This is a genomic window from Rhodococcus sp. HNM0563, from assembly GCF_012726195.1.
Lineage (GTDB): Bacteria > Actinomycetota > Actinomycetes > Mycobacteriales > Mycobacteriaceae > Rhodococcus.
This window is the reverse complement of sequence record NZ_JAASAF010000002.1, coordinates 73,920-90,801: the sequence shown is the minus strand read 5'-3', so window position 1 is coordinate 90,801 and position 16,882 is coordinate 73,920. Positions and strand designations below refer to the sequence as shown.

Below are 16,882 nucleotides of genomic sequence, written 5' to 3'. Positions count from 1 at the left end.
CGACCTAGCCGACGGGCTCCGTCACGTACCCGTAGCGATGGTGATCGACGAAACCCAACCCGGAATACAGCTCCCGGGACGCCGTGTTGTCCCCCTCGATCTGGACGTAGGCGTGGGTGGCGCCGAGTTCGCGGCCCCACCCCAGCAGCGATCCGCTCAGCAACGTGCCCACGCCGCGCCTGCGATGCTCGGGGGCGACCTCGATCGCGCTCAGGCCGATCCAACGGCGGCCGTCGGGAGCGTCGGTGATCGCGGCCCGCCCGATCGCGACCGGCCGGGCCCCTGGCGGACCGATGCGGCCGAAACCGAGCGTGCCCGCAACGACCGCGCCGAGAACCGCGCCTGCGACCTCCGGAAGGTCGCCGCCTCGGTAGAGTGAGAGCCAGTCCCCGTCGGGTTCAGGAGAGACGACCACCGGGCCGACACTCGGGGGAAGCGGAACATTGTCGAGGTCTGCTGCCATCACCTGGACCCGGTTGCCGCTGGGCACCCAACCTTCCGGAGTCGGAACGAGTCGGTCGGGGAGCAGCAACCGCAGAGGCAGCCCACGCTCAGCGAACCATTCACGCAGCCGTGCCCGCACGTCGGGATCGTGGGGGTGCCCCACGGTGCCGCGTGGTCCGAGAGGTGTCGCGGAATTGGCTCGCCCGGTGAACCCGCCACCGGCGCGCAGGAACCAGCCATCGATCCAGGCCTGTTCGAGACCGGGCCACCCTGCGGCCGCGGCGTGCTCGAGCGAGCGGATCTCGGCGATGCGGATCGGGCGCGCAGACAGCGCCTTGAGCGCCACGACAGTGCTCGGTGAGATCTGGACGAGTTTCTTCTCAGCGGTCCGCACGACCACCACCGGTTCGAGCGACACCAGATCCCCGATGACGTCGGTCATCGGATGGCTGTACCCCGCGGGCAAGCGATACCGGACGACGACTCGTGTGCCGAGCGGGATCGGCGCCCCGGCAGGGTTGTCGGTCGTCACCGGGTGGTCAGTCGTCATCGTCGTCGTGCCCGAACGGGTCGTCGACGCTCCCCGGCAGCCACGTGAGGCCGGGCACGCCCCAGCCGGCGCGCTTGATCGTCTTCTTGGCGGCGCGCGCGTTGCGCCCGATCAGGACGTCGACGTACAGGAAGCCGTCGAGGTGACCGACCTCGTGCTGCAGCATCCGGGCGAAGAACCCGTGACCCTCGATTTCGACGGGCTCACCGTTCTCGTCGGTGCCGGTGACCTTCGCCCAGTCGGCACGCCCGGTGGGGAAATTTTCCCCCGGGACCGAGAGGCAACCCTCGAGGTCGTCCTCTGGGTCGGGCATGGTCTCCGGGATCTCGGAGGTCTCGAGCACCGGGTTGATCACTGCACCGCGTCGGCGGATCACCTTGCCGGATGCGTCGCGATCCGGGCAGTCGTAGACGAACAGGCGCTTGGCGAGGCCGACCTGGTTCGCGGCGAGCCCGACGCCGTTCGCGGCGTCCATCGTCTCGTACATGTCGGCGATCAGTTGCGCGAGTTCCGCGGGGGTTTCGGTCACCGGGTCGGTGGGATTGTGCAGAACGGGGTCGCCGGTGATGACGATGGGAAGGATGGCCATGGTGAACCAGGATAATGCGCGCGAGTCGTCCCTTCGTCCGACCGGTATGTGTCGCACCCCCGTGATTGAATGACTCGCGGAAACACACAGGTGTAATTGTCATTGCGGTGTGATTCGAAGCAGTCGAGGAGTGAGATGGACGGCGCAGCAGCGCACGGTACGGACCCATCCGAGGCGGACGATGCGCGTCAGGTCGGCGAGAGCAGCCCGATCGACAGCGGGAGCCCGCACGATATCGGCGAGCACGGCCTGAGCCGTCGGGAGCACGACGTCCTGGCGTTCGAGCGGCAGTGGTGGAAGTACGCCGGCGCCAAAGAAGAGGCGATCAAGGAGTTGTTCGGGTTGTCCGCAACCCGCTACTACCAGGTGCTCAATGCCCTGATCGACCGTCAGGAAGCCCTCGCCGCAGACCCGATGCTCGTCAAACGACTTCGTCGATTGAGGTCCAGCAGGCAGAAGGCGCGCGCTGCTCGACGCCTCGGATTCGAGACGACACGCTAGCGCGCGGCACGTGTCGGCCGTTCGGGCAACTATGGTCGAAGGCGTGAGCAGAACCGCAGAGAACGCGAACCGGGGATCCTCCGGGTTACCGCTACGAGCCATTGCGATGCTGCTGATCTCCCTGGCGATCCTCTTCGCCGGGCTCGGATTCGCATCACTCGGCGGTTCGGATGAAGACGCGGCGTCGACAGCTGCGGCCACCACCGAAACCACCCCCGCGTCTGCGCCCGCGCCGGCGACCACCCGGCCTCCCGCTTCTGTGCCCGGCGCTGCGGGCGCCGCATCGGCGCCCACGGTTTCGGCAAGCCCGTCGGGGGCGGCCCCCGGCGCAGGGGCAGCGGGTGCAGGAACATCGGGCACTGCATCATCAGGCACTGCATCGTCGGGCACTGCATCATCAGGCACTGCATCGTCGGGTTCGCTCTCGGGCGCGTCTGCGTCGTCGGCGAGCGTGCGCGTCTACAACAACAGCAACGTCGCCGGGCTCGCTGCACAAACCGCTACCCTGCTCGAGGACGAAGGCTTCACGATCGCGGAGACCGGAAACTACAGCGAAGGCCTTCTGGCACAGACCTCCGTGTACTACGGCACCGGCTCCGGTGAGCAGGAAACCGCAGAGTCCGTGGCAGCCGCCCTCGGCGTCACCGCGCAGCCGCGTTTCGAGGGAATCGTGGATTCCGCACCGGGCGTGATCGTCATCGTCGCGGAGCCGTGAAACCGGTCGAGGCGGACGACAGTGCCGTCACGACGGGGCGCAGAATCGGGCCCCGCTATGATCAGATGACTTTTCGGTACTTCGAAGGAGCGGTTTGATGGCCCCCAGTTCCACTCGTCGCATGACCTGGCGTGCCCTGGCCCCGATCGTCGCGATTGCCGCGGTGGGCCTGAGTGCATGCTCGAACAACGAGGAAGCCACCACCGTGCCGGGCACAACGCCGCCGGTGTGGACGGGGTCGCCCGCGCCGGAAGGCGAATCGCACGGCAGCGATGCGCACGGCACCGATACGCAGGGCAGCGAGGCCGGGACCGGCGCGTCCGGCGGCTCGGGTGCATCGCTCACCGCCGACCTGCAGAACGTCGCCGGCGACTCCGCGGGCACCGTCAGCTTCGCGGAGCACGACGGCAACGTCGAAGTCACCATCGAGGTCGAAGGTCTCGAGCCCGGATACCACGGCGTCCACATCCACGAAGTCGGCGTGTGCGAGCCCGAGTCCGCGCCTCCCGCCGGTGGCGAGCCGGGAGCCTTCCTGTCGGCCGGTGGCCACCTCCAGGTTCCGGGCCACACCGCGATTCCGGAGAGCGGCGATCTGCTTTCCGTCGTCGTCCACGAGGACGGCTCCGCGACCGCGACAGTCACCACCGCCGAGTTCACTCTCGAAGATCTCCAGGGTGAGCAGGGCACCTCGGTGGTCGTGCATCAGGACAACGCCGGCGACCGTCTCGCCTGCGGGGTCGTAGCCTGAGGGCACCAGCCGTAATTCCTCTCACAGGGCCCACCCGACCGGCACTCGGTCGAGTGGGCCCTGTGGTTGGATCGAGTGGTGGTTGTCGAATTTCCGGGTTCTCCGCGCCCGACACTCGGTGTGGAATGGGAGATCGCGCTGGTCGACAAGACCACCCGCGAACTGTCCAATACTGCAGCGGTCGTCTTCGATGCGGTCGGTGAGCTTCCGGGCGACACGCCGCGGCTGACCAAGGAGTTTCTGCGCAACACCGTCGAACTGGTCACCGATGTGCACGACACGGTCGGTGAGGCTGTCGACGATCTGAAGGAGTCGTTGGATCTCCTGCGGCGTGCCGCCGATCCGCTCGGCGTCGACCTGATGTGCGCGGGCACGCACCCGTTCGCGCAATGGACCGACCAGGTGGTCACCCAATCACCCGAATACGACGAGATGATCGAGCGCACCCGTTGGTGGGGCCGACAGATGCTCATCTGGGGCGTGCACGTGCACGTCGGAGTGTCGTCCTCGCACAAGGTCATTCCGATTCTCAACGCCTTGCTGGTCAAATACCCCCACATGCTGGCGTTGTCGGCGTCATCGCCGATCTGGGCCGGGCTCGACACCGGGTACGCGAGCAATCGGGCATTGATGTTCCAGCAGTTGCCCACCGCGGGTCTGCCGTACCACTTCGCAGACTGGGAGCAGTACACCCGCTTCATCGAGGATCAGCTCAGGTCGGGTGTCATCAGTAAACCTGGTGGAATGCACTGGGACATCCGACCCGCACCCAAGTGGGGCACGCTGGAAGTCCGGGTCTTCGACGGCATCACCAACGTGGCCGAACTCTCAGCGCTTGTCGCGCTCGTCCATTGTCTCGTCGTGTACTACGACGAATGCCTCGATCGCGGCGAAGAACTACCGACGCTCCAGCCCTGGCATGTCAAGGAAAACAAGTGGCGAGCGGCCCGCTACGGTCTCGACGCCGAGGTAATTCTCGACCCCGCGTGCCATGAGCGACTCGTCACCGACGATCTGCACGATCTACTCGAGCAACTCACCCCGACGGCGGTGCAACTCGGGTGCGCCGACGAACTCGCTGCGGTCGCCGAGATCCCCGTTCGGGGTGCGTCGTACCAGCGTCAGCGACGTGTCGCGGAGGGGCACGGAGGAAGCCTGCTCGCGGTCGTCGATTCGTTGGTCGAAGAACTACGCGGCTGAACACTTCCAGCGCGTCGCGTAGTAGATCTAGGCGCGGTACGGGGGGAAGTCTTCGTCGTCGAGGAGTCCGTCGCGACCGAGCTGCTCCCGGTACGCGATGCGGCCCACGCGATGCGCGATCACGGGTGCGGTGAGCACCATGAACATGCCCGCCAATGCGAGCATCCATACGTCGAACGAGCCCCACAGGTTGAGCATCGCCCCGCCGAGCACGAACAGCAGGCCGATGACCTGAGGTTTCGTTGCAGGGTGCATGCGTGAGAGGGTGTCGCGGAAGCGGACGACTCCGATCGCCGCGGTCAACGAGATGATCGCACCGATGAGGATGAAGACGTGTCCGACGATGTCGAAGAAGTGACTCATTCCTCGTCACGCACCCGGAATCGTGCGACGGAGACGGACCCGATGAAACCGACCAGAGCCAGTGCGACGACGGCCGGCGCAATCGTGGTGTCGCGGGTGTACACCATCCACGCCGCCAGACCACACATCGCGATGGCCAGCAGGGCGTCGACTCCGACGAGGCGATCGAGCGAGTTGGGTCCTGCCAGTACCCGATATCCGATCAGGAGGGCCGACGCGAACAGCAGAACGCCCGATATCACGAGCATCACGGTCATCATTACTCCGTTCCGCTTCGCCACGGGCTCGGCTGCCATTCCGAGTCCCGTTCGAATGTGTCGATGAGAAGACGTTCGATCAACCGTGCCGAGCGGTAGAAGTCGGCGACGGCTTTGTCGGTGCTGACGTCCAGCACGTGGACGTAGACGATCCGGCGAACCTGGTCGATCTCGAGCACCATGGTGCCCGGGATGTTGTTCATGATGTCGGTCCAGAGCGTGAGCACCAGATCGGATTTGATCGTCAACCGGCAGCGCAGCACCCCGGTGACCGGAGGTGCGGCGGGCCGGATCGCCAGCCATGCGACCGAGATCGTCGACTTGATCGACTCGAAGAAGATATACCCGCCCAGCCGCAGGGCAGACAGCAGATGGGCACGGCCTTCCACCGGAACTTTCGGCAGCGGCAGCAGTATCGCGAGGAGTCCCGCGACGAGGAGCCCCCCGAGAACATTGGCGATGCTCAGTGTGCCCCACAGCATCACCCACACGAATGCCATCCAGAGCACCACGGAGACGCGTAGCAGATTGCCGCGTTTGATCATGGCGTCTCTCCCAACACGGCTTCGATGTACACCGAGCGGTCACGCAGATTCTCGGCGGCACGGTCGCTGATGTCGAGCAGCGGCCCCGCGAATACGGTCAGTCCGAGCCCGATCACGACGAGCGCGATGGTGGGGACAACCATGCCCGTGGGCATCTTCCCGACGTCCGCTCGCTCCTCGAACGCGATGTCGGCTTCGGACTCGTCGATCAGTGCCGACGGTCCGATGTCGGCGAGGTCACCTTCCGGCGCGTCTGCGCGGGCCCGCCAGAATGCCTTGGCCCAGACACGGGCCACCGCGTACAACGTCAGCAGGCTGGTGATGGTGCCACCGGCGACGAGAATCCACGCGAGAGCGGATCCGTCTTCTGCCCCGGCCTGCAACAACGCGATCTTGCCGATGAAGCCGGAGAACGGTGGGATGCCGCCGAGGTTGAGTGCCGGGATGAGGAACAGGACGGCCAGGAGTGGACTGGTCACGGCCAGGGAGCCGAGTCGACGAAGTGACGCAGACCCCGCCTGTCGTTCGATCAGGCCCACGACGAGGAACAGCGTGGTCTGAACCAAGATGTGGTGTGCGACGTAGAAGACCGCGCCGCCGAGGCCGGTCTGGTTCGACAACGCGATTCCGAACACCATGTAGCCGATGTGGCTGACGAGCGTGAACGACAGGAGACGTTTGATGTCGTTCTGCGCGATTGCACCGAGGATCCCGACAACCATCGTCAGAAGACCGGCGATGAGCAGGACGTCGTCGAGTTCACCCTGCGGGAAGATCAGGGTGTGCGCACGGATGATCGCGTAGACGCCCACTTTGGTGAGTAGACCCGCGAAGACCGCGGTGACGGGGGCGGGTGCGGTGGGGTAGGAGTCGGGCAACCACGACGACAGCGGGAAGATCGCGGCTTTGATGCCGAACGCCACGAGCAGCACACCGAAGATCGCGGTACGGGTGCCTGAATCCACCTCGTCCATGCGCAGTGCCATCTGCGCGAGATTCAACGTTCCCGTAGCGGCATAGGCGAAAGCCATACCCATCAGGAAGATCATCGACGACACCATCGAGACCATGACGTACGAGACACCGGCGCGGACGCGGTCGGCGCTCGCACCCAAGGTCAACAACACGAACGACGCGGCGAGGAGCACCTCGAATCCGACGAACATGTTGAACAGGTCGCCTGCCAGGAACGCGATGTTCAGGCCCGCAGTGAGTGCGAGGTAGGTGGGCAGGAAGATCGACACCGGCTGTTGCTCGTTGCCGTCGTGGATACCCTGACCGACGGCGAACCACATGACCGACAGCAGCACGATCGCCGCGATCACGAGCATCAGCGCGGCGAGCCGATCGGCCACGAGAGAGATACCGAACGGTGCTTCCCATCCCCCGACCTGCACCACTTCGATGCCATCCTGATCGGCGAAGTAGAGCAGTGCCACTGCTACAGCGAGCGACGCGACGAGAGCCGAGATGGTGACGAAGCGCTGAGCCCGTGGCCGCCGGCCCAGGATCAGGGTGACCGCGGCCGCGAGCAGCGGAATGAGGATCGGCAGGGGAATGAGAACGGCGGTTTCCAAGGTCATCGGTCGCTCTCCTTCCCGTCGTCCTCGGTCTTTGCCTCGACTTCGCTGATCCCGCCCCTGTCGTCGGTGTCCTTGCCCTTGTCCTTCTGTTCGCCCTTGTTCTTCGGTGCGCGCTTGTCTTTCGGTGTGTGCGGCGGATTGCCGCTGCCGGGGTTGCGGGGATCGTCATAGGCGGAGTCGGTGGGATCGTCGAAATCACCGTCGTGCAGATCCTCGTAGACCTCGAGGTCCTCGATGTTGGTGAGGGCCTCGAGCGGGATCGGATTGCCTTCGGCGTCGAAGGCGTCGCCGCTCATGCTCGGTTCGCCGGTGACCGGGTCGTCGGAACGGTCGCGGCCCGGGGCCTCGGCAAGGGTCCGCCGCTGAGAGACCATGGTGTCCTCAGGGTCGTTCTCGACTTCGTCGCGTGCGCGGATGGAGTACGAGCGGTATGTCAGTGCGAGCACGAACGCTGCGACACCCATGGTGATCACGATCGACGTGAGCACCATGGCCTGTGCGAGCGGATCGGCCATGTCCTCGCGTCTCGCATTGTCGGACCCGACGATCGGGGGATCCCCGGCCGGGCCGCTGAGGGCGATGATCAGCAGATTGACGCCGTTGCCGATGAGGAGCAGGCCGAGCAGCATCTTGATGATGCTGCGTTCGAGCAGGAGATAGACACCGCAGGCGACGAGTACGCCGACGATGACGACCAGGGTCAGATTGGTGGTCATCGGCGCTCACCCACGACTTCGGCGTCGAGCCGGGCTCCGAGGCTTCGGAGCACATCGAGGATCAGGCCGACGACGATCAGGTACACACCCAGGTCGAAGAAGAGCGCGGTGACGAGTTTGACGTCGCCGATCAACGGCAGTGTCACCTCGAGAACCGCAGACGAGAGCACCGGCGCTCCGAGGAACAACGAGAACAATCCGGTGCCTGCGGACAATGTCAGTCCGAGTCCGAGGATCTTGCCCGCGTCGATGGGAACCGCCTCTCCGAGTTCGTATCGTCCCCCTGCCAGATAGCGCAGGACCAGAGCCAACCCTGCGACGAGGCCTCCGGAGAATCCGCCGCCCGGGGCATTGTGCCCGGCGAAGAAGAAGTACACCGACAGCACCATCATCGTGGGGAACACCAGCCGTGTGGTGACCTCGAGGACCAGTGACCGGTAGCGCGGATCGATCAGATCGCCTCCGCGCAGCCACGTGATCTCGGAGTTCGACCCCGCCGCATCGAGCTGGGCGGCGGGTGCATCGGAGACACGCGGTGCGGTACCGAACCTGCGGGTCCGGAATACCAGGCTCGCGACGCCGGTCGCGGCGACGAGCAGCACGGAGATCTCGCCCAGGGTGTCCCACGCACGGATATCGACGAGCAATACGTTCACCACGTTCTTGCCGTGGCCGAGTTCGTAGGCGAGTTCGGGAAGTTGCAGTGAGATCGGGTCGGCAGTGCGCGCGGCCACGGCGAACGCTCCCACAACGGTCACCACCGAACCCACTACGATGCCGAGCAGGGCCCGGGGGGCGCGTTTGCCGATCTCGGCTTGTCGATCGTTTTCGGGAGGCAGTTTCCGTAGCACGAGCACGAACATCACCAGGGTGACGGTTTCGACGAGGAACTGCGTCAACGCCAGGTCGGGGGCGCCCTGCAACGCGAACAGAACGCCGAGACCGTAACCGGTGACACCGACCATCAGGACGGCGGCGAGCCGGTTCCTCATGACCGTCGCGGCCAGTCCTCCACCGATCATGATCAGACCGACGGCGAACTGCCACGGCGTGTCCCACGCGCGTAGCTCCGGTGTGGTCCTCGCACCGAAGACGAACAACAGCACGGTGGGGAGCAGCGCGAGCGTGATGAGGATCGTGGCCTGTGTCAGCGGCAGGGAACCTCGCTGGATGAAACTCGTCAACCTCGTCGACAGGTTGTCCATGCCGCGCAGCGTTGCGTCGTAGATGCGGTCGGCGTTGCCGAGTGGCGGGTGCTCGAAACGAAGTCGTGCGGCCGTGCGGTGCGCGAGATAGAGGAGGACGCCGGCCACGATCACGACGGCGGTGAGGGCGAGTGGCAACGTCAAGCCGTGATACAACGCCAGGTGGTAGGGCTCGGCGAGTGAGGCGGCCAGCGTGTCGGCGTAGGGCGCGACGAGAGCGTCGACCCACGGCGCCGCGAAACCGGCTGCAAGTCCGGCGACCGCGAGCAGGGTGGGCGCCGACAGCAGCAACATGCCGGGAGCGTGAAGATTCTGCACCGACGGGCTGGGCCGTTTGAGCTGCTTGCGGCCGAATGCTCCCCAGATGAACCGGATGCTGTAGGCGAGGGTGAGGATCGACCCGAGCACCATGCCGCTGACGATGGCGATGCGTGCCCAGTCCGGAACCACGTCGGCGGACAGCGCTGCTTCGAGCGCGGCTTCCTTGCCGACGAAACCGATGAACGGTGGTAGGCCGGCCATACTCGCAGCGGCCATGGCCGCCACCACCGCCAGTATCGGAGTTCGCAAGCCGAGGTGGGCGAGCTTGCGGATGTCGCGGGTGCCCGTCGAGTGGTCGATGATTCCGACCACCATGAACAGGCACGCCTTGAACATGGCGTGCGCGATCACCATCGTCATACCGGCCAGGGCGGCTTCACGACTGCCGATGCCGACGAGCGCGGTGAGGAATCCGAGCTGGCTGACGGTGCCGAACGCGAGGATCAGTTTCAGGTCGAACGCACGGAAGGCGCGCCAGCCACCCAGGATCATCGAGGCGAGGCCCAGGGTGATCACGATCGGGCGCCACGGCGCCGCGTCGGCGAACGCCGGTGCCAATCGTGCCACCAGGTAGATGCCGGCCTTCACCATCGCGGCGGCGTGCAGATATCCGGACACGGGAGTGGGGGCGGCCATCGCGCCGGGGAGCCAGAAATGCAGCGGCACGACTGCGGACTTCGACAGCGCACCGATGAGCACCAGCACGATGGCAACACCGGCCAGCCAGCCTTCGGGTGCCACCTCGATCACAGCGGAGAGGTTGTAGCTGCCCACGAGCTGGCCGAGGATGATGATGCCGACGAGCATCGCGAGGCCACCGGCAGTGGTCACGAGCAGCGCCTGGGTGGCAGCTCGTCGACTCGACGCACGTTCGGCGTAGTGGCCTACCAGCAGGAACGACAGGACCGTGGTCAATTCCCAGAAGGTGTAGAGCACCAGCATGTTGTCGCTGGTGACCAGGCCGAACATCGCGCCGGCAAATGCCACCATCTCGGCTGCGAAGATTCCCAGACGCGGTTCGTCGTCCTCGAAATAGCGCGCGCAGTAGAGCAAGATCAGTGCGCCGATGCCCAGCACCAGCAGGCACATGATCGCGGAGAGGGAATCGAACCGCATGTCGATGTCCATCGACACCGCCGACGCCCACCGGATGCTCAACTCCTGCTCGGTGCCCCAGTTCGCGACGACCCAGCCGAGGCTCGCGAGCGGGACGAGCGCCAACGGCAGGAAAGCATTTCTCCCCATGACTCTGACCAGCGGCGGTGCCAGGATCGCGGCGACCGCGTGAGCGATGAGTATGGCGAGCAAAAGGCACTCCGTCGGGGTCGGGCCAGGCGGCGGCGTGAAACTGTTCTGTTCTCAGCAGTCTGCAGCGGCGATGACCGTCGCAGAATTGACAATGCGTTCGACACAAGAGCCGAAACGCGGGACGCCCCGACATGCGCGCCGTTCGCCGTTTAATGGGCAAACCGGAATGACCCCATACTAACGAGAGGCTTCGCATCGTTGCGAATCGGGGGTTGCGTGCGCGAAAGTGTGGCTCAGCGCACCTGCCAGGCGCAGACGGCGCCCGTCGCGGCGAGTGCGAGAGCCGTCCACATGGTGTCCGCCGGGAGTAACCAGACTGCTCCGATCACGGCGGTCAGTGGCACCGGGAGCGACAAGCCGAGTGCGGCAACCGGCGCGGATCCGGGTAGCGACGACGCGAGGGCCAGGCCTGTGCCCGCGGCGATGAGGGCCAGACGAACCGGCAGGGGAACGTTGTCGGCGAATTGTGGCCACAACACTGCCGCGGTCGAGACCGCCAGGGCCAGCGCGAGACCCGCGGCCGCGTACGGAATGTACGGGGAACAACACACGCCGAGAGCGGCGGCCGCGACCACGAGCAACGGCAGCCACCACTGCTCGCTACCGAACAGTTCGAGCATCACCGGGTATGCCGCAGCCACCGCGCCGATGACCGCCAGCACGAACCGGTCGTCTCCGGCAGGCACGACACGGGCGGTGACCTCGGCGCCGATCACCACCGCCACGAGAGCGCCCACCGCCACCACCCACATCCTTGCCCCTCCGGCACCGGACTCGGAGGTCACGAGTTCGCCGAGCAAGCGGTAGCCGACGGCCAGCACGCCCGCAGCGAGCGCCGTGACCGTGAGAAGTTGCGGATCGAACCGCTGGGTACGACCGCCGGACGTCGCGGTCAGTGCCGCGGCAACGAGCGTCACCAATGCGAGCGCCAGCAGCCACTGCGTGATCGTCCACCGCACCGAATCGATCGGCACCTCGATGCCGACCGCTGCCGCGGTGAGAAACGCAGACCACGCACCGGTGAGCAGCGCCCACGGTCCGTTCGGCACCGCCCATGCACCGGCGACGGCCGTGCCCAGCAGTACTCCCGTGGTACCGGAAGCGACCAGGCCTACGGCGGTCGAGGTGTCGGCAGAAGCCCCTGCAGGCACCAGGTAGCGGATGGAGCCGAGCACGAGAACGGCGCCTGCGCCCAACGACCACGCCGTCCGCGGGGATCCCGACCGTTGCAGGCCCACCACCGACACCACGGCGAGCACCGCGGTGATCATCGGCGAGAAATCACTGCGGGTGCCGGCCGGGAGTGCGGCCTCGCCAACCATCAGGACGAACACCGCGACCGCGCCGGCGCACGCAGCCGCAGCGAGCGCAGCCGGCACGCTCGCTCGCACGGACGTCGAGGTCGGCGACATGTCAGCGTCCGTCCGCGTACGCCCGTAGATGCTCGACCTGGACGGGATCGAGCGACGGCCTGACTGCCTCGCGGGCGGCGGCGACATCCTCGGAGGTCACCGCGGCCGCATCGACCCGCCGCCGCATCGCGGCCAGCGCGGCTTCGCGCAGCACCGCGGCGCAGTCGGCTGCGGAGTAGCCGTCGAGCTCTTCGGCGAGCGCATCGAGGTCGACGTCCTGGTCCAACGGCACCGACCGGCCCGCGGTCTTCAGGATCGCGGCGCGTGCTTCGGCGTCCGGCGGCGGCACGAACACCAGGCGTTCGAGCCGCCCGGGACGCAGCAATGCCGGGTCGATCAGATCCGGGCGGTTGGTCGCCCCGACCACGACGACGTCGCGTAGCGGCTCGACGCCGTCGAGCTCGGTGAGCAGCGACGCCACGACTCGATCCGACACCCCGGAGTCCGAACTCTGGCCGCGGCGTGGAGCGAGGGCATCGATCTCGTCGAGGAACACGAGTGAGGGCGCCGAGTCCCGCGCACGTTGAAACAGCTCTCGCACCGCTTTCTCCGACGCGCCGACCCACTTGTCCATCAGTTCGGCGCCCTTGACGGCGTGCACACTCAATCGCCCGGTACTCGCCAGCGCGCGGACGAGGAAGGTCTTGCCGCAGCCGGGCGGGCCGTACAGCAACACCCCGCGAGGCGGATCGACACCCAGTCGGGCGAACGAATCGGGATGCTGCAGTGGCCACAGCACTGCCTCGGTCAGCGCCTGCTTCGTCTCGACCATGTCGCCCACGTCGTCGAGACTTACGCTCCCGATCGCCAGCTCCTCCGAGCCCGAGCGGGACAGCGGCCGGATCACCTCGAGCGCGCCGACCAGGTCGTCCTGAGTCAGCTTCGGCTCGTCGGTGTCGCGGCTCGCGCGGGACGCGGCGCGCAGCGCAGCCTCGCGGCACAGCGCGGCCAGATCGGCGACCACGAAACCGGGGGTGCGTTCGGCGATCGCATCGAGGTCGAGACCTGTGGACGGCACCGCCCTCAACAGCACCTCGAGCTGGGCCCGGCGGGTGGCCCCGTCGGGCAGGGGCAGCGACAACTCGCGGTCGCAGAGCTCGGGTGTCCGCATCCGCGGATCGACGCCGTCGGGTGCGGCGGACGTCGCGACAAGCGCAACACCGTCCGTCTCGACCGCGCGGCGGAGCTGCTCGACGATCAGTGCCGCCACCGGTTCCGCGTCGGCAGGCAGCACGGTGTCCACATCGGTGACGAGCAGGACACCGCCGCTCTGCACCGCGTCGACGGCCGCGGTGATCCGCGCCAGCCGATCGGCGGCGGCGAGGGCGCCGACGCTCGGGCCGTCGACTTCGACGACGCGACGCTTCGCGAGTACCGCCCGGGCGAAGGTGGTCTTTCCGACCCCCGCGGGGCCGGTGATCATCACACCCAGGTGCGGAGATGCACCGAGGGTTCGCAGCAGTTCCGGTTCGTCGAGGGCGAGCCCGAGCCATTCGGAGAGCTTGCTCACCTGCGCCTGTAACCCGACGAGGTCTTCGACGGAACGCGGCGACGGCCGTTGAGGCTCCGCCTCGGATACGTGTCCGGAAACTGGTGCGGTGACCGACATGGTGGTGGCCGCCGCGGGCGCGGGCACGGCGCTACCCCCGTGGCTCCAGGCGACCGCGGTGTTCGGTTGAATGCTGACCGGCCCCGAGGGATCGACCGCCGCGACGGTGAGCAGCTCTGTTGTCCAGGCGATGCCGAATGTCCGTGACAGTGCGCGCGTGGTGTCGGCGCTGCTGGTTCCGGGGCCGAGATCGCGCGGCAGCAGCGACACCGCGTCGCCGACGGTGACGACCTTGCCGAGCAGCGCCTGCCGCAAGGTGGCGTCGGGGATCGCGGTGCTGGCCAGGGCAGAGCCCGAGACGGTCACCGAGCGTGCTCCGTACACGGTCACCGATCCGACGATCACCGTGGCGTCCTCGCGTAGCCCGGTATTGGAGAGCGTCACGTCGTCGAGCAGGATCGTCCCGGTGGGGGTACCCGCCGGTGCGTGCCCCGCGACGGCCGCGGTGCGTCGCGCCCCGGTGAGCGCGATCGCATCCCATTCGCGGAGTCCGAGCGCGGTGAGCACCTCCGGGTGCAGGCGGACGAGTCCGCGGCGGGCATCGGCCGCGGAAGTGTTGAGCCGGACGGTCAGCGCGAGTTGTGGGGTGGTCACCCGCACGAGCCTAGATCGTGGTCAGCCTCCGCGCGGGCGACGCAGCCCGAGGCGCGCCGAGGAACGCCCCGTGGCTGTGAGCATGCGCCGGCCGACGGCGCGGCGGGGCCGCAGCGCGCGGGACTCGGCGCGGATCGCCCGACGTTCGGACGGTTTGATGTCCCATGTCGCCGGGCGCGCTGCCACCCACCGCTTCGAGCGGATCGCGAAGGGAATGTGCACGAAGTACACGCCCACCAGCACCAGCATCAGGACGAACGGGTAGGTGACCAGCGCTGCCGCACCGGCGGCCACGAGCGCCAGGAGAAGGATCGCGAGACGCGGCGGTACGGATACGGACTTCATCGCGAGGGTCGGGATCCTGCTGACGATCAGGCCGGCGGAGATGAGCGTCCACGCGACGACAAGTGGGAACGAGGTCCACCATCCGTCTCCCCACTGGATGTACGCCGCAATCGGGCTCAACGCGATGATGGCGCCGGCAGGTGACGGCACGCCCACGAAGTATTCGCGGGCGTAGGCGGGGACGGAGTCGTCCTCGAGCAGGGTGTTGAATCGAGCAAGACGCAGAACGATGCTCACCGCGTACAGCAACGCGATGATCCAGCCCAACGCGCTGCCGTCGAGCAACGTCACATACAGCACGAGCGCGGGCGCGACGCCGAATGCGATGGCGTCGGAAAGCGAGTCGAGTTCGGCGCCGATCTTGCTGGTCGCATCGAGCAAGCGCGCGATGCGACCGTCGAGCGCGTCGAGGACCGCGGCAGCCCCGATCATGCCGAGGGCGATGCCGAGTTCCCCGTCGAGCGCAAACTTCACGGCCGACAACCCGGCAGAGAGCGCAAGGATCGTGATCACGCTCGGAAGCAGGCGCACCGCTGCCGGGCGACTTCTGGTCGCGTGGTTGTCATCCTCTGCCGGGACGTTCGGTTTGAGGGGAGTCACAGCACCGGGGCGGACGGAAGCGCAGCAATGACCGTCTCGGCTCCGATCGTGCGCTGACCACGCTCGACGAGCAGTGTGCTGCCCGCGGGCAGATAGGTATCGACGCGGGAACCGAAGCGGATGAGTCCGTACGTGTCGCCGATGGGAACCGTGTCGCCGACCTGTGCGTCGCACACGATGCGCCGGGCAAGCAGACCGGCGATCTGCACGACCCCGACCAGCGCGCCGTCGCGCATCTCGAGCAGCATGCTCGTGCGTTCGTTGACTTCACTCGCGTCGGCGAGATCAGCGGAGAGGAACTGCCCGGGGCGGTGTACGACCTTACGGACGATGCCGCCGACGGGGCTGCGCTGTACATGTACATCGAGGACCGACAGGAAGATGCTCACGCGGGGGAGCGGCTCGGTGCCGAGTCCGAGTTCGGCGGGTGGGACGGCCGTGTCGACGAGCGCGACCTCACCGTCGGCGGGTGCGACTGCGATGCCGGTCCGGTTCGGTGGCACTCGGTGTGGGTGCCGGAAGAAGGTCGCCGTCGCGGCGGCGGAGGCGAGGCCGGCGCGACGGACCCACTTGCGGTTGCGGCCGAGTGCGGCCACCACCAGGGGTGCAGCGACGAACGGCACGCCACCGGGGTGAAGCGGCGGAATCGCCTTCTTGATCAGGTCGACGACATGTGCTGCACCGCTGGTCGGTGGTGTTCCGACGGGTGTGGGCTTACGTGCCACGGCTCCTCTTCACTCACGTTCATCGGGTTACCCGGCCGGGCTGCCCCCAGGACACTCGAGAGTACGTGAGTATAGACGCGCGTGGTCAGACGGATGCGCTCCCCTCGGCTTCGTTCTTGATCCGGGCGAGTGTGGAATTCATGCCGATGACCATGTCGTCGTCGAAGTTCTCCTGACCTCCGAGGATGTATTTGATGAGGGTCTGCGAGACCTTGCTGGTGCCGGTGGGGGCTTCGCGACGCTGCACGATTCGGGTACCCGTCGCGGTGGGTTCGAGGACGAACGACCAGATCGAGCGGTTTTCGTTGACGCGGAAACGCAATTCGCGACCGGGTTCGAAAGTGAGGACCTTCGATGTGGTCGGCCACACGAGGAGACCCTTGCGGTTGATGTTGATCGTCGAGGTTCCTGCGCCGACGCTGCCCCCTCGGATGATCATCTTCCGGCATTGGGGGCTCCACTCGCCCATGCGCTGTAGATCCGAGACGACGTTCCACACCCGGTTCGGGTCTGCTGCTACGTCGATGGTGGCTTCGAGTGTCTTCGACATGT

The 16,882-nt window shown here is 66.8% G+C and carries 17 protein-coding genes; 4 read left to right on the top strand and 13 right to left on the bottom strand.

Translation table 11 applies throughout. The annotated features are described in order from the left end of the window. Positions 1 to 4: 4 nt before the first annotated feature. On the bottom strand, positions 5 to 994 hold the full coding sequence (locus HCA61_RS04315) for a GNAT family N-acetyltransferase (RefSeq protein ID WP_169686961.1): 990 nt from the start codon (positions 992 to 994) through the stop codon (positions 5 to 7). Then, entirely contained in the window at positions 984 to 1,583 is a 600-nt protein-coding gene (locus HCA61_RS04310) for a peptide deformylase (protein ID WP_169686960.1), read from the bottom strand. Before HCA61_RS04310 ends, HCA61_RS04315 begins: the two co-directional genes overlap by 11 nt. 135 nt (positions 1,584 to 1,718) lie before the next feature. Here HCA61_RS04310 and HCA61_RS04305 point away from each other — a divergent pair, with 135 nt between their 5' ends. The 4 genes from HCA61_RS04305 (at position 1,719) to HCA61_RS04290 (ending at position 4,747) form a co-directional block, all read left to right on the top strand. Then, on the top strand, positions 1,719 to 2,084 hold the full coding sequence (locus HCA61_RS04305) for a DUF3263 domain-containing protein (protein WP_169686959.1): 366 nt from the start codon (positions 1,719 to 1,721) through the stop codon (positions 2,082 to 2,084). 31 nt (positions 2,085 to 2,115) lie between these two features. Beyond that, complete coding sequence (locus HCA61_RS04300) at positions 2,116 to 2,799, top strand: LytR C-terminal domain-containing protein (RefSeq protein WP_169687423.1); 684 nt, start codon at positions 2,116 to 2,118, stop codon at positions 2,797 to 2,799. Between the two features lie 97 nt (positions 2,800 to 2,896). Then, complete coding sequence (locus tag HCA61_RS04295; protein WP_169686958.1) at positions 2,897 to 3,547, top strand: superoxide dismutase family protein; 651 nt, start codon at positions 2,897 to 2,899, stop codon at positions 3,545 to 3,547. Between the two features lie 78 nt (positions 3,548 to 3,625). Further along, complete coding sequence (locus HCA61_RS04290) at positions 3,626 to 4,747, top strand: glutamate--cysteine ligase (protein WP_169686957.1); 1,122 nt, start codon at positions 3,626 to 3,628, stop codon at positions 4,745 to 4,747. A gap of 27 nt (positions 4,748 to 4,774) precedes the next feature. On the opposite strand, the gene mnhG is transcribed toward HCA61_RS04290, so the two are convergent. The 11 genes from mnhG to HCA61_RS04235 form a co-directional block, all read right to left on the bottom strand. Continuing rightward, a complete protein-coding gene (gene mnhG, locus HCA61_RS04285; RefSeq protein ID WP_169686956.1) occupies positions 4,775 to 5,110 on the bottom strand; it encodes a monovalent cation/H(+) antiporter subunit G in 336 nt (111 codons plus the stop codon). Then, positions 5,107 to 5,367, bottom strand: a complete 261-nt coding sequence (locus tag HCA61_RS04280; RefSeq protein ID WP_169686955.1) for a monovalent cation/H+ antiporter complex subunit F — start codon at positions 5,365 to 5,367, stop codon at positions 5,107 to 5,109. Before HCA61_RS04280 ends, mnhG begins: the two co-directional genes overlap by 4 nt. A 2-nt stretch (positions 5,368 to 5,369) precedes the next feature. Then, positions 5,370 to 5,909 (bottom strand): Na+/H+ antiporter subunit E, encoded by a 540-nt coding sequence (locus HCA61_RS04275; protein WP_169687422.1) that lies wholly within the window; start codon positions 5,907 to 5,909, stop codon positions 5,370 to 5,372. Continuing rightward, entirely contained in the window at positions 5,909 to 7,495 is a 1,587-nt protein-coding gene (locus HCA61_RS04270) for a Na+/H+ antiporter subunit D (protein WP_169686954.1), read from the bottom strand. Before HCA61_RS04270 ends, HCA61_RS04275 begins: the two co-directional genes overlap by 1 nt. Further along, the gene (locus tag HCA61_RS04265; RefSeq protein WP_169686953.1) at positions 7,492 to 8,211 is read right to left on the bottom strand and encodes a Na(+)/H(+) antiporter subunit C; all 720 of its coding nucleotides are present in this window, start codon (positions 8,209 to 8,211) and stop codon (positions 7,492 to 7,494) included. Before HCA61_RS04265 ends, HCA61_RS04270 begins: the two co-directional genes overlap by 4 nt. Continuing rightward, a complete protein-coding gene (locus HCA61_RS04260) occupies positions 8,208 to 11,045 on the bottom strand; it encodes a Na+/H+ antiporter subunit A (protein WP_169686952.1) in 2,838 nt (945 codons plus the stop codon). Before HCA61_RS04260 ends, HCA61_RS04265 begins: the two co-directional genes overlap by 4 nt. A gap of 233 nt (positions 11,046 to 11,278) precedes the next feature. Next, entirely contained in the window at positions 11,279 to 12,457 is a 1,179-nt protein-coding gene (locus tag HCA61_RS04255) for a hypothetical protein (protein WP_169686951.1), read from the bottom strand. Position 12,458: 1 nt separating this feature from the next. Then, positions 12,459 to 14,660 (bottom strand): AAA family ATPase, encoded by a 2,202-nt coding sequence (locus tag HCA61_RS04250; protein WP_169686950.1) that lies wholly within the window; start codon positions 14,658 to 14,660, stop codon positions 12,459 to 12,461. A 21-nt stretch (positions 14,661 to 14,681) separates the two neighbouring features. Continuing rightward, entirely contained in the window at positions 14,682 to 15,536 is an 855-nt protein-coding gene (locus tag HCA61_RS04245) for a phosphatidylcholine/phosphatidylserine synthase (RefSeq protein ID WP_169687421.1), read from the bottom strand. Positions 15,537 to 15,601: 65 nt separating this feature from the next. Then, complete coding sequence (locus HCA61_RS04240; RefSeq protein WP_169686949.1) at positions 15,602 to 16,330, bottom strand: phosphatidylserine decarboxylase; 729 nt, start codon at positions 16,328 to 16,330, stop codon at positions 15,602 to 15,604. Positions 16,331 to 16,415: 85 nt separating this feature from the next. Beyond that, positions 16,416 to 16,880: an SRPBCC family protein gene (locus HCA61_RS04235; protein WP_169686948.1), complete on the bottom strand. Its 465-nt coding sequence runs from the start codon at positions 16,878 to 16,880 to the stop codon at positions 16,416 to 16,418. Between the last annotated feature and the right edge of the window lie 2 nt (positions 16,881 to 16,882).

What these genes read in the sequence shown, in the direction of transcription:
- HCA61_RS04315 (WP_169686961.1), bottom strand. Translation starts at nt 994, where the DNA reads ATGACGACTGACCACCCGGTGACGACCGACAACCCTGCCGGGGCGCCG.
- HCA61_RS04310 (WP_169686960.1), bottom strand. Translation starts at nt 1,583, where the DNA reads ATGGCCATCCTTCCCATCGTCATCACCGGCGACCCCGTTCTGCACAAT.
- HCA61_RS04305 (WP_169686959.1), top strand. Translation starts at nt 1,719, where the DNA reads ATGGACGGCGCAGCAGCGCACGGTACGGACCCATCCGAGGCGGACGAT.
- HCA61_RS04300 (WP_169687423.1), top strand. Translation starts at nt 2,116, where the DNA reads ATGGTCGAAGGCGTGAGCAGAACCGCAGAGAACGCGAACCGGGGATCC.
- HCA61_RS04295 (WP_169686958.1), top strand. Translation starts at nt 2,897, where the DNA reads ATGGCCCCCAGTTCCACTCGTCGCATGACCTGGCGTGCCCTGGCCCCG.
- mnhG (WP_169686956.1), bottom strand. Translation starts at nt 5,110, where the DNA reads ATGAGTCACTTCTTCGACATCGTCGGACACGTCTTCATCCTCATCGGT.
- HCA61_RS04280 (WP_169686955.1), bottom strand. Translation starts at nt 5,367, where the DNA reads ATGACCGTGATGCTCGTGATATCGGGCGTTCTGCTGTTCGCGTCGGCC.
- HCA61_RS04270 (WP_169686954.1), bottom strand. Translation starts at nt 7,495, where the DNA reads ATGACCTTGGAAACCGCCGTTCTCATTCCCCTGCCGATCCTCATTCCG.
- HCA61_RS04265 (WP_169686953.1), bottom strand. Translation starts at nt 8,211, where the DNA reads ATGACCACCAATCTGACCCTGGTCGTCATCGTCGGCGTACTCGTCGCC.
- HCA61_RS04255 (WP_169686951.1), bottom strand. Translation starts at nt 12,457, where the DNA reads ATGTCGCCGACCTCGACGTCCGTGCGAGCGAGCGTGCCGGCTGCGCTC.
- HCA61_RS04235 (WP_169686948.1), bottom strand. Translation starts at nt 16,880, where the DNA reads ATGTCGAAGACACTCGAAGCCACCATCGACGTAGCAGCAGACCCGAAC.